This window comes from Halomicrococcus pelagicus (assembly GCF_050954125.1).
Map to the genome: position 1 here is coordinate 542,077 of NZ_JBPBWC010000002.1, position 12,088 is coordinate 554,164.

Here is a 12,088-nt window from a genome sequence, read left to right on the forward strand (position 1 = left end):
TCGGTCACCGCCCGGAGGCTCCATCGATGAGTACGGAAATCGAACGCGACGAGGTGACGGAGAGGCGCGGACTGCTCGAGCGCCTCCGCGCGTCGCCGTTCCTCTCGGAGCTCCTGTCGAATCGTCTCGCAATCATCGGTCTGGCCATCATCGGGCTGATGACGGTCACGGGGGTGTACGCCCGCCTGTTCCTCGACATGGGGGAGCTCGCAGCCTCGAACTTCGGCTCCGCCAGTTCGCTGAGCGGCCCCTGTGGTGCTCGGACGCTGCCGAACATCCTGGGGTCGGCGGGCTCCTGCGCGTACCCGTTCGGGACCGACGTGCAGGCCCGGAATATCTTCCTGCGGGTGCTGTACGGCGCGTGGCTGGCGCTGAAATACGGCACCATCACGGTCGGCGCGTCCACCGTTCTCGGCGTCGGTCTCGGTATCATGGCGGCCTACTACAGCGACATCACGGACAACGTCATCATGCGCTCGATGGACGTGCTGCTGGCGTTCCCCGCGCTGCTGCTGGCGCTCGCGCTAGTCGCCATCTTCCCCCAGAGCTGGGGCCTCTGGCGGGCCGTCGTCGCGCTGACGCTCGTGTACACGCCGCGGTTCGCGCGCGTCGTCCGTGGCGCGGCGCTGAAGGTGCTCGAAGACGAGTACATCGACGCGACGGTGGCGCTCGGCGCGAAGGACCCGCGCGTGCTCGTCCGTCACGTCCTGCCGAACTCGCTCGCCCCCATCACCGTCCAGAGTACGCTCAACTTCGGGCTCGCTATCATCGACCTCGCGGCGCTGTCGTTCCTCGGCTTCGGCGCGAGTTCCGGGACGCCGTCCTGGGGACTGATGCTGTCGAACGGCGTCAACAACGGCCTGCTGTCGGGCATATGGTGGTGGTCGTTCTTCCCGGGACTGTTCCTCGCCGTGACGGTGCTGGGATTCAACCTGCTCGGCGACGGCATGCGTGACGCGCTCGACCCGCGGATGCGAGAAGCCGTCGACTAATGGCGTTCGTCGACGAGTATCTCCGCCCGCGCGTCCGCTTCGTCGCCCGGTTCGGTCTTCTCGGGGTCGCGCTGAGCGTCGTCGGCGTCGTGCTCGCGCTCGCTGCCGGCGAGACGGCGTCGTTCGCCACCCGGAAGGTGTTCGCGCTCGGCGCGCTCGGGTTCGGGTTCGCGCTGCTCGGATGGTCCGGGTCGGTGTTCGCGGGCGAAGCTATCGAGCACATGCAGGACCACATGGACACGGCGACGAACTGGACGGAGGCGGACTCCCGGCGTGCGATGACGGTGGTCGGGAGCGTCGGTGCCGGCGGGATGGTCGGTGCGAGCCTGGTGGCGTACGTCCTGCGCGCGGCGCCCTGACCCGGGCGCTTTCTTAGTCGTCGCGGCGAACGGACGGGGGACGCCGCGGTCCGGCGTCGTCGTCGCGGTATCTCGGCCCCAAGTCCGAACTACCTCAGTCCACTATCGCGCGTGATGGCCCGAGATCCGACCTACGAAGTCGTCGTGGTGGGGGGAGGTCCGGCAGGACTGACGACCGCGCTGTACGTGACTCGCCTCGGTCACAGGACCGCTCTCGTCAACCGCGAGGGCGGTCGGTACGAGTCCGTCTCGTCCGTCCACAACCTGATAGGAGTCTCCGAGGACGTGTCGGGAAAGGAGGTGACGGAGCTCGCCATCGACCAGCTCCAGGAGTACGGCGTGGACTACTACGAGGACGACGTGCGCGAAATCGAGGAATCGACGGCCGCGGACGAAGCCGAGTTCGAGAACGAGAGCGGCGAGAAGCAGTTCCGCGTCGACGGGGACAGCGTCGAACTCCTCGCGGACCGCGTGGTGCTGGCGACGGGCTTCGCCGACGAGCCGCCGACGGTCCGTGGGCTCGAACGGTTCACGGGCCGCGGGCTCCACTACTGTCTCCACTGCGACGCCTACGACCTCGGCGACCAGAGCGCGTTCGTCGTCGGGGAGAGCGACGCCGCGGCGCACGCGGCGATGAGCATGCTCAACTTCACGGACGACGTCGACCTCCTGCTGAACGGCGAGGAACCGGCGTGGAGCGAGGAGACGGCCGAACGGCTTCGGGTCAACCCGGTCACGGTCGTCGACGACCGCATCGACCGCGCCTTCGCACGGAACGACGCCGACGGAGAGGAGGAGTGGCTCGGCGGACTCGAATTCGCCGACGGCGACACCGAGAACTACGGCGGGGGGTTCGCGATGCACGGCAAGGAGTACCGCAACGAACTTGCCACCGACCTCGGCTGTGACCTCGCCGACGACGGGTCGATAGCGGTCGACGAGCGCCGCGAGACCAGCACCGAGGGCGTCTACGCCGTCGGGGACGTCACCCACGGACAGAACCAGACCCCCATCGCCATCGGCGACGGCGCGTACGCCGGCATCGCGCTCCACAAGGACCTCCGGCGGTTTCCGCTCTCGCCCGAGGAGGGCGACGGGGAGGACGACGTCGAGACGCCCGCGATGCCGGACGACCTCCGGGCGCGGATGTGGCAGGTGCAGTCGGCGGACGAACACGTCGGAATGGTGCCGCCGGACTGGGAGTAGGCTACTGGTTCGTCGAGACGATTTCGACGACGGCGCGGTGGTCGAGCACCGAGTCGGCCCCGACTTGGCGCTGGCTGCGACAGTCGATGCCGTGCAGGAAGCCCTCGCCGATGTCGCCGTGGAGGTGGTACGCGAAGTCCTCGGCGGTCGACCCCTCGGGCAGGAGGAAGCAGTCGCGAAAGACGCCCTTCTCGCTCTTCGAACCGTTGGCGGAGCCGGGGAACACGGCGACGAGGTCGAGCACGTCGAACAGCGCGGTTTCGAGGGCCGTCTGGACCCCCGTCCCGCCGAACTCGTCGACGAACTCCCGAATCTGTTCCAGTCCCTGCTCCTGTTCGTCGCTCACGTCGTCCTCGATGGTGAACTCGCCGTCCCCGGGGTCGTAGTCGACGACGTCCCGCTCGGCGGCGGTCTTCAGCGCCTTCTCGGCGTGGGCGCTCACCGGAACGATGGTCAGGTGGTCGTAGTCGGGGTCGTTCCGGATGGCCTCGTAGTTCGCCTGGGCTTCGGGCGTGTCCATCTTGTTCGCGGCGACGACCATCGGTTTCGTGCGCTTGCGTATCTCGCGGGCGAGGGCCGCGCGGTCGTCCTCGTCCCACGCGTCGGGGTCGAGGTCGAGGTCGAGCGAGAGTATCACCTGCTTTATCTCGTCTTCGTTCGTTCGGAACGCGGACATCTGTTCGGCGAGGTCCGCCTCGATGTCGTCCTCGCCGCCGTCGTAGCCCGTACGGTAACGCTCGATGCCCTTCTCCAGAACTTCGAGGTACCACATGTCGAGTTCGCGTTCGAGGAAGTCGATATCGTCGCGGGGGTCGTGGTCCTCGGTCGGTTCGCCTTCGAGGTCGGTCCGGCCGGAGAAGTCGACGACGTGGACGAGCACGTCGGCCTCGTTCAGGTCGGTGAGGAACTGGTTGCCGAGGCCGTTGCCCTCGTGAGCGCCCGGGATGAGGCCGGCCACGTCCACGAGTTTCGTCGGGACGTAGCGGGTCCCGTCCTCGCAGAAGCCGACGTTCGGCGTGCAGGTCTCTTCGAACTCGGGAGCAGCGCAGTCGACGCGGACGTACGCCTCGCCGACGGCGGGATCGATGGTCGTGAACGGATACGCGCCCTCCGGCACGTCGTTCATCGTCGCGGCGTTGAAGAACGTCGACTTGCCCACGGAGGGCTTGCCGACGAGGCCGATGCGGTAACTCATTACACCGCTTTCGGCGACCCGCCGGTGAAGTAGTTTTGGAAGCTGACAGGTCTGTCGCGTGCTAACTGGTGGTCCAGGAACGGGCGGCACGCACGCGGTCGCTGCGCGGAACCGAACCACATTTCTCCGACCTCTCCGAACCGCCGGGCGTGTCCCCGGACGTATCCTCCGCGCTCGCGTGGCTGGCGGTCCCCGGACGGCGCGCGAAGCTGCTCGCCGTGCTCGGCGTCGCGCTGCTGGCGGCCGCCGCGGTCGGTGCGCTCGCCGCCCCCGCAGAGCCGCGGCTCGCCGTCGACGACGACCGCCCGCGGAACAACACCCTCGTCGCGCTCCAGGGGTACGAACACGAGGGGAAGGTGGTCGAGGTGACGCCCGACGGCGAGGTCGTCTGGGAGTACGCGAAGGCCGACGACGTGTTCGACGTGGAGGCGCTCGGCGACGGTCGCGTCCAGGTCGCCGTCGCCGACGAGATTCCCGACGGGAAGTGTCCGGACCGCTTCCGGAACGACGGCCACGAGAACTGCGTGCGCAACTCGCTGCGCATCGTCGACAGGGAGACGAAGGAGACGCTGTGGGAGTACGCGTGGTTCGACGCGAAACTCCACGCGCACGAACTCCACGACGCCGACCGCTACACCGTCGACGGCGAGCCGCGCTGGGTGCTCGTCGACATGGGCAACGACCGCGTGTTCGCGGTGAACCGCTCGAAGGAGGTCCTCTGGCAGTGGAACGCGACCGACCGCTACGAGCGCCCCGAGAAGATGGGGCCGGAGGGCGACTGGACGCACATGAACGACGTCGACCGCGTCGGCCGCGACACCTTCCGGGTCAGCCTGCGGAACTTCGACACGGTGGTCGACCTGCACGTCGAGCGGGGGGCGAGCGGCGGGAACGGGTCGGTCCGCGTCGACCCCGTCGTCGGCCCCGACGACTTCCACGAGCGCGGCGACGTGCTCCACGAGCAGCACAACCCGGACACCCTCGATAATGGTACTCTGCTCGTCGCGGACAGCGAACACGACCGCGTCGTCGAACTGAACCGGGAGGGAGACGTCGTCTGGAAGTACGGCGGCAGCGCGATCTTCGACTGGCCGCGGGACGCCGACCGCCTGGCGAACGGCCACACGCTCGTCGCCGACTCCTACAACGACCGCGTCGTCGAGGTGGACGAGGACGGCGAGGTCGTCTGGTCGGTCGAGACCGGCGGACTCCCCTACGAGGCCGACCGCCTGCCGGGCGAGGGGAGCGACGGCCCCACGGCCCGCGAAGCCGGGATTCCGAACCGGACGAGCGACGCCGGCGTCGTCCGCGAGCGCGCCGCGTGGGCCGTCTCGATGGCGAAGTACGTCGGCCCGGATCGGCTCGCGGAACAATTGTTCCTCCTCGCGGCAGGCCTGCTCGCGCTGGTCGGCGCGGGAGTCGAGCGCTGGCGGTCGCGCAAGCGGTAGCACGACCACCTCCTCGTCGCCGCCGGTTCCGTCGTCTCCGTCCGCAGGTCGCGTCCTCCGGGTGCTCGTCGGGAAGCGCGAGACGGCGCTGCTCGGCGACGCGTCGCTCATCGCGTCGCGTCGGTCGATAGAGTCGGAGCCGCCTCGACGGACTCGCCCTCGCTCGCCAGATACTCCGTCACCGGTAGTTCGAGCAGAGTCAGGAGCGTGTAGAGTTCGGTGGTGTTGTCCGCGCCCGCCAGATGGTTCCGGTAGCACTCCTCGACGTCCGACCGCGACAGGAACGGGAGCCGGGCCACCAGGTCCCCGTGGTCGTCGAGTCGCTCGACGGCCTCGTCGTCGGTCCGGAGGAGTTCACCGACGTCCGTCCACGGTCCCTCGGTGAGGTGGGGCTTCGACCGTCGGTCGGACCGGACGTGTCGCCGCCAGAACGCGACGGCGTTCTCGGCGAGGAAGTAGGCGTGGTAGGGGTAGTCGAGGGGCACGCGCGACTCGCCGTGGGGGAGTTCGGCCAGGTTCGGGGCGAGTCGTTCGAGCGCCCGGTTGACGACGTTGCGCCGGAGCCGATACCGTATCGGCATCCGGAGATGGAGGTCGACGAGCCGGTCGTCGAGGAACGGCGACCGGTACGGCAGCAGTTGCATCGCGCTGTTCGTGAATATCTGTTCGGTGTCGTTCGACAGGGGATAGTACTCGCTACAGAGGACGAGTTCGCGGACCGAGTCGTACTCGACGCCGTGGTGGTCGATGGACTCGCCGTCGTACTGGACGTTGTCGGCCAGTATCTCGCGCATCGAGACCGAATCGTCGACGTACGTCGGCAGGTCCCTGGCGTAGTGGTCGACGAACTCCTCGACGGTTTCGACCCGATCCTCGACCGGGGGGTGGAGCGTGCCGAGCGCCCCGAGCGATACCGCCGGCGTCGGGATGCCGTGGTCCTTGAACAGCGTGTCGGCGTACATGCCGGAGAGGAGGGCGTCGACCTCGTCGGTCAGCGTCGCCGCGAACCCGGTCGTCCGGGCCTGACTGAACCAGCCGTCGAAGTTCGACAGCGGCGCGTTGCGTTCCAGCGCCGACCACTGGTACTCCCGGCCGCGCTCCAGCAGTTCGAACTGCACCCCGGCCTCGTCGGCGGCGGCGACCGCAGTTCGCGCCTCCCGGTTCAGCCAGTCGTTCATGTGGAACGCGGTGGCGTCCTCGCCGAGCGCGGCGAGCACGAGGCGGGAGTCGCTGCCGCCGCTCAGCAGGACGCCGTAGTCCACGTCGTCGCGCGTCCACTCGTCGATGACCGTCCGGAACGTCCGCGTGAACCGGTCGACGAAGTACGAGAACGGCCGGTCCAGCGGGTCGAATATCGGTTCCCAGTACCGTTCCTGCTCGACCGACATCGAGTCGAGGTCGACGGTGGTCACCGTCGCGGGCGGCAACTTCTCGACGCCCTTCAGGGGCGTCGTCACGCCGAACGACCGCTTGTACGCCAGGTACTCGTAGACGTACTGGGGGTGGAACTCCGTCTCGAAGGTCGGGTGGCGCGGCAGCGACTGGACGTTCGTGGAGAACAGGAACCGGTCTCCGTCCGGCCGCGCGCGGAAGACGGCCTTGGTGCCGAGGCGGTCGGTCGCGACGTGGACCGTCGCCTCGGACCGGTCGTAGACGACGCCGACGAAGCTCCCGTTGAGCCCCGCGAAGCAGTCGACGCCGTGGTCGCGGTAGCGACGCGCGCAGTACTCGACGCAGTCCATCCCGTCGGGGCGGGGAGCGTACCGGGTTCCGTCGTCGAACCCGTACACCTCGCCGACGAGCCAAAGGAGCGTGTCGTCGTCGACCTCGCGAACCGGAGCCGCCGCGAGCAGGGGATGGGTGGAGGCGTGGACGGCGACGCGGTCGCCGTCGTGGGTCGACGACCGCTGTCCGCCCGCCCAGACCAGGTCCGCCGCCAGGGGACCGACGTCGGCGTCCCGACCGAGTACGCCGCAGATGCCGACCATTACGGCGACCGTATCGAGACGTCGGTGCTCGCGACCGGCCGCCCGTCGTCGGGAGTGCGTTCCGGGGTCGATCGCTCTCGTATCGACGGTTCGGGGTTCTCGTGGCGTCTCATCGCGTCGCACTTCCGGCGGACGGCCGTTTGTTATGAGTCGTCTACTCCGGAGCGGGTCCGGCGTCAGGGTGGACCTGACGGCCGGTAGGCCGTCGATACTCGCCCGAAGAGGGGCCGTCGTGCCCGGGCGGCGACCCGAACCGCAACCACTACCACCTGCGGCCCGGAGTCTCCGGGTATGCAACTGGGCGTCATCGGACTGGGCCGCATGGGACGTATCGTGGTGGAGCGCACGCTCGAAGCCGGCCACGACGTGGTCGCGTTCGACCTGGACGAGGCGGCGGTCGCGGCGGCCGCGGACGCGGGTGCGACCCCCGCCGACTCCGTGACCGACCTCGCGGAGCGACTCGGCGAGGAGAAGCGAATCTGGCTGATGGTTCCCGCGGGCGACCCGGTCGACGCCGCGCTCGACGACCTCGCATCGCACCTCGACGCCGACGACGTGGTCGTCGACGGCGGCAACTCCCACTTCGAGGACTCCGTGCGCCGGGCGGAGTCGACCGACGCCGCATACCTCGACTGCGGCACCAGCGGCGGTCCCGCGGGCGCGGAACTCGGCTTCTCGCTGATGGTCGGCGGTCCCGAGTGGGCCTACGCGGAACTCGAACCGGTCTTCGACGCCGTCGCCACCGGGCCGGCGGGCCACGACCGGATGGGTCCCGCCGGGTCGGGCCACTACGTGAAGATGGTCCACAACGGCGTCGAGTACGCGCTGATGCAGGCGTACGGCGAGGGGTTCGAACTCCTGCACCGCGGCCGGTACGACCTCGACCTCGAAGCGGTCGCCCGGACGTGGAACAACGGCGCGGTCATCCGCTCGTGGCTGCTGGAACTCTGCGAGGAGGCGTTCCGGGAGGAGGGCACCGACCTCGGCGACGTGGCCGACCACGTGGCCGGCGGGTCGACGGGCACCTGGACGGTCCAGGAGGCGCTCGAACAGGAGGTTCCGCTCCCACTCATCTACCAGGCGCTCACGGAGCGGTTCGGCAGTCGCGCGGGCGAGGAAGGTCGGTTCTCCCGGCGACTCGCCAACCGCCTTCGCTACGGCTTCGGCCGGCACGAAGTCGTGCGTCGGGAGTAATCGACCGGAGGCAGCGGGCCGACTGACCGGCAGTTGCGCGCCGACCGACCGTCCGGTGGGTGTCGCGCCTGCCGACCAGCCGTAGAGGGGTGGCGAACTCGCCGCGAGTGAGCGAAGCCCGAACGAGCGGCCGACGACCGGTGCGAGACGCGAAGCGTCTCGGAAAGCGAGCGGCGAAGCCGCGAGCAAGGGAGGGAGGAGTGTCTTCCTGAGCGCAGCGAACGAAGGCTCGGAAGACGCAGCGCGTCTTCCGGCGCTTTTGGTCGAGCTTTCTATCGAGGGGTTGGCGGTGCCGACCCCTCGCAATAAAAAGGTAGGTCCTTAGAGATGATCGCTGTTCGGCGAGCCCTCGCCGCGGCCGCCGCGACCGCCCTCGTTGCGGTCGATGCCCATGATGCTCTCGGCCTGGTCGGGGGCCCAGTCGCCGCCGTCGTCGGCGACGCGGACGACGACCTCGTCGACCTCGTCGAACTCCTTCGCGAGGTCGACCTTGATGTTCTGGGTCGTGCGCGGGCTGATGGAGCAGCCGCTGCACGCACCGCCGAGTTCGACGACCACCTCGCCGTCCTCGGGGTCGGCCTTCTGGACCGCGCTGGTGCCGCCGTGCATCTGGATGATGGGCATCTGGCCGGCGAGCCAGGTCTCGACCCGCGATTTCAGGGTGTCGTCGGTCGTGGTCTCGGTCATGATGGTTACTTGTTCGATGTAGGGGCTGGAAGTACGGGAATGTTTGGGTTCCGGTCGACGGCGGGACGGGCAGTCGAAACGAACGCCCGGTGCCGCGACCAGCCCGCGACTTCTTTACCGCGGGGTACGAATCGGACCCATGAACTTCGGCGTCGTCAGCACGGCGAACATCGCCACGAAGGCGGTCGTTCCAGCCATCCAGGACTCCGAGCACGAGGTCGTCGCCATCGCCTCGCGCGACGCGTCGCGGGCGACGACCACGGCCGAGGAACTGGACGTCGCGCGCGCCTACGGCTCCTACGGGGAACTGCTCACCGACGAAGCGGTCGAGGCCGTCTACAACCCGCTGCCGAACGCGCTCCACGCCGAGTGGACGAAGAAGGCCGCCGACCACGGACACCACGTCCTCTGCGAGAAGCCACTGGCCGTCGACGCCGACGAAGCCCGGGAAGTGAAATCTCACTGCGAGGAACAGGGGGTGACGCTCGTGGAGGCGTTCATGTACCGATACCACCCGCGCACGCTCCGAGCGGCCAGCGTCGCCCGCGAGCACCTGGACGACGTGCGCTCGGTGACGGCGACGTTCCAGTTCCCGATGGACGACCCCGACGACGTCCGACTCGACCCCGACCTCGCCGGGGGCTGCCTGATGGACGTCGGCTGCTACGCCGTCAACGCCGCCCGGCTCTTCCTCGGCGAACCCGAGCGCGCCTACGCCACGACCGCGGACACGTTCGGCGCGGGCGTAGACACTGAACTCACCGCGATACTCGAATACGGCGACGGCGTCACCGCCGAGATATCGGCCGGATTCACGACGAGCGACGTCCAGCGGTACCGCGTCGAGGCGACGAACGGCTGGCTGGAGGCCCCCGAGGCGTTCGTCCCGCGCGGCGACGACGGCACCGAACTGGCGTACGCCGTCGACGGCCGCCGCGTCACGGAAACGTTCGACCCGACCGACCAGTACCGCCGCGAGGTGGAACGGTTCGCGGACTACGTCGAGTCGGGCGAACGGCCGCGGACCGACGGCGCGGCGGCGGTCCGCAACATGGCCGTCATCGACGCGCTGTACGAGAGCGCCGACGCCGGCCGACCGGTCGCCGTCGACGGACGGGAGTGACCCCGGCGGCACGTGACCGCCACGAGTTCCCACCGGCGTCGACGTCGGTCGGTGTCCCGAGGCGAGGGGGTCCGCGAGCTACCGCGTGGCGAGGAGCACGACGAGACTCCACGCGAACGCGACGAGTCCGGCACCGAGCAACAGCGGCCGATAACCGGTCGTCAGCGCCAGTCCGGCGAACAGGACGGGGCCGAGCGACCGCCCCAGGAACGTCGTGCTGTTGCGGATGCTCAGCGCGCCGGCCCGGTAGCGGTCGGAGACCAGTCCACTGATGGCCGCGTCGACGGAGGGCATACTCAGCCCGAGTCCCGCGCCGACGAACGTCACCGCGACGCCGACGAACAGCGCCGTGGGTGCGAGCCACGTGCCGACGAGTCCGATCCCGAAGGACGCGAAGCCGCCGGCGACGAGAAGACGGTTCGAAAGCGAGCGCGCGAGCCGTCCGTTCTGCGAGGAGACCACGATGGAGACGACCTCCGCCGCGGTCACGACGAGGCCGATTCCGACCGGCGAGAGGTCGTACTGGGCCGTCAGGAGGAACGGGAGGGCGGTGAGCACCGACCCGAACAGCAACACCTCGGTCGCGAACGCGCTCCCGTAGTAGACGGCCGTCGAGCGCCCGGAGAGCGTCGTGAGCGCGTTCCGGATGTAGACGAGCCGCCGCGGTTCGCGGTCGGTGACCGGTTCCTCCAGCGTCAGGAACGCGAACGCCGCCACCGGGAGGCCGGCGAAGTACGCCAGGAAGGGCGCGTTCCACGCGACGGCGACGAGCGCACCGCCGACCAGCGGGTAGGCCGCCGCGCCGGCCGACAGCATCGCGTTGTTGACCCCCAGCACGGCGTTGCGCTGCACGCCGGAGAAGGCGTCGCCGATGAGCGTCACCGTGGCGATGAAGATGCCGGCCGCCGCCGTCCCCTGGACGAGTCGGATGACCAGCAGGAGGTCGAAGCTTCCGACGAACGCGAGCGCGCCCCCGCTGAGGCTGAAGGTGAACAGCGAGACGACGAGCACGCGTCGCCGTCCCACGCGGTCCGCGAGCATCCCGATGAGCGGCGAGAGGACGATGCCGGTGAGGAAGTACACGGAGATGAGCAGACTCGCCGTCGCGTCCGTGATACCGAACTGGTCCCGGACGACCGGGAGCGCGGGACTGATGAGCGGCACGCCGAGCGGCGCGAGGAACGTGCTCGCGAGCACGACCTGGACCGTGGTAGAACGCCACGGGACTGTCGCCGACTGGGGGCTCATGTCCTCGGGGACGGTCGTCATCCCCGATACGCGACGACGGCCGGCAAGTTATACGCACCTCTGACGTTCGACCGGCACCGCGCCACATTCATCGGCCGGCGCGCGAGAAGGGAACGCCGCGTTCGTCGGCCGCTACGTTACCGACGGCGACTTTCCGCTTCGAGCAACAGCGTCACACCGCCGCCGAGAACGAGCGGGAGCCAGTAGGTCGCGCCGCGATAGAGGAGTACGGCGGCGGTCGAGGAGGCGACCGGAACGCCCGCCGTCTCGACGACGAGCGCGACGAGCGCCGTCTCGATACCGCCGAGGCGTCTCCGGTGACTGCCACCGTCACCGCTGATGGCGGTGAGACCTCTGGTCGTCTCGGGATTGTGGGAGAAACGTACAAGCCAAGGGCCGGATTTGAACCGGCGGTAGGCGGCTCTGCAGGCCGCTGCGTTCGGCCGGACTCTGCCACCTTGGCGCACCTTCGTCTAGTGCCTTCGACCGCATAAATATAGCGGTCTCAGACAGTTCATCGTCCGTTATACATGCAAAAAGCCCACGACCAGCGCGTGCTGATCGTGGGCTATGGTATGAGTGGGAGGCGGCGAACCGGTGTTCCCAGAGGCTCGCGCACTCCAGTACTGGCCGGAACGCAGGCGGGCT

Annotated in this window: 10 protein-coding genes and 1 tRNA gene; 6 read left to right on the forward strand and 5 right to left on the reverse strand. The window is 69.0% G+C overall.

The window, feature by feature from the left end; all coding sequences use genetic code 11:
• Positions 1 to 26: 26 nt before the first annotated feature.
• The 3 genes from ACRYA2_RS07490 (at position 27) to ACRYA2_RS07500 (ending at position 2,557) form a co-directional block, all read left to right on the forward strand.
• Positions 27 to 992 carry an ABC transporter permease gene (locus ACRYA2_RS07490; RefSeq protein WP_433625990.1) on the forward strand — a complete coding sequence of 322 codons (966 nt, stop codon included), beginning with the start codon at positions 27 to 29 and terminating at the stop codon, positions 990 to 992.
• Positions 992 to 1,351 (forward strand): DUF7268 family protein, encoded by a 360-nt coding sequence (locus ACRYA2_RS07495; protein WP_433625993.1) that lies wholly within the window; start codon positions 992 to 994, stop codon positions 1,349 to 1,351. Before ACRYA2_RS07490 ends, ACRYA2_RS07495 begins: the two co-directional genes overlap by 1 nt.
• Before the next feature lie 114 nt (positions 1,352 to 1,465).
• Positions 1,466 to 2,557 carry an NAD(P)/FAD-dependent oxidoreductase gene (locus ACRYA2_RS07500; protein ID WP_433625996.1) on the forward strand — a complete coding sequence of 364 codons (1,092 nt, stop codon included), beginning with the start codon at positions 1,466 to 1,468 and terminating at the stop codon, positions 2,555 to 2,557.
• A 1-nt stretch (position 2,558) separates the two neighbouring features.
• On the opposite strand, the gene ACRYA2_RS07505 is transcribed toward ACRYA2_RS07500, so the two are convergent.
• Positions 2,559 to 3,752 (reverse strand): redox-regulated ATPase YchF, encoded by a 1,194-nt coding sequence (locus ACRYA2_RS07505; protein WP_433626000.1) that lies wholly within the window; start codon positions 3,750 to 3,752, stop codon positions 2,559 to 2,561.
• 68 nt (positions 3,753 to 3,820) lie between these two features.
• Between ACRYA2_RS07505 and ACRYA2_RS07510 the strand changes: the two genes are divergently transcribed.
• Positions 3,821 to 5,200: a hypothetical protein gene (locus tag ACRYA2_RS07510; protein ID WP_433626003.1), complete on the forward strand. Its 1,380-nt coding sequence runs from the start codon at positions 3,821 to 3,823 to the stop codon at positions 5,198 to 5,200.
• Between the two features lie 107 nt (positions 5,201 to 5,307).
• Here ACRYA2_RS07510 and ACRYA2_RS07515 read toward each other — a convergent pair whose 3' ends face one another.
• Positions 5,308 to 7,188 carry an asparagine synthase-related protein gene (locus ACRYA2_RS07515; RefSeq protein WP_433626006.1) on the reverse strand — a complete coding sequence of 627 codons (1,881 nt, stop codon included), beginning with the start codon at positions 7,186 to 7,188 and terminating at the stop codon, positions 5,308 to 5,310.
• 291 nt (positions 7,189 to 7,479) lie between these two features.
• On the opposite strand from ACRYA2_RS07515, the gene gnd reads away from it, so the two are divergent.
• Positions 7,480 to 8,382, forward strand: coding sequence for a phosphogluconate dehydrogenase (NAD(+)-dependent, decarboxylating) (gene gnd / locus ACRYA2_RS07520; protein WP_433626009.1), 903 nt, complete (start codon positions 7,480 to 7,482; stop codon positions 8,380 to 8,382).
• A 321-nt stretch (positions 8,383 to 8,703) separates the two neighbouring features.
• Here the strand turns inward: gnd and ACRYA2_RS07525 are convergent, their stop codons facing one another.
• Positions 8,704 to 9,069: a NifU family protein gene (locus ACRYA2_RS07525; protein ID WP_113279127.1), complete on the reverse strand. Its 366-nt coding sequence runs from the start codon at positions 9,067 to 9,069 to the stop codon at positions 8,704 to 8,706.
• Positions 9,070 to 9,208: 139 nt separating this feature from the next.
• Between ACRYA2_RS07525 and ACRYA2_RS07530 the strand changes: the two genes are divergently transcribed.
• Positions 9,209 to 10,192, forward strand: a complete 984-nt coding sequence (locus ACRYA2_RS07530) for a Gfo/Idh/MocA family oxidoreductase (protein WP_433626012.1) — start codon at positions 9,209 to 9,211, stop codon at positions 10,190 to 10,192.
• Positions 10,193 to 10,270: 78 nt separating this feature from the next.
• Here the strand turns inward: ACRYA2_RS07530 and ACRYA2_RS07535 are convergent, their stop codons facing one another.
• Entirely contained in the window at positions 10,271 to 11,461 is a 1,191-nt protein-coding gene (locus ACRYA2_RS07535) for an MFS transporter (RefSeq protein ID WP_433626015.1), read from the reverse strand.
• A 366-nt stretch (positions 11,462 to 11,827) separates the two neighbouring features.
• Positions 11,828 to 11,903: transfer RNA gene (locus tag ACRYA2_RS07540), tRNA-Cys, on the reverse strand.
• Positions 11,904 to 12,088 lie beyond the last annotated feature (185 nt).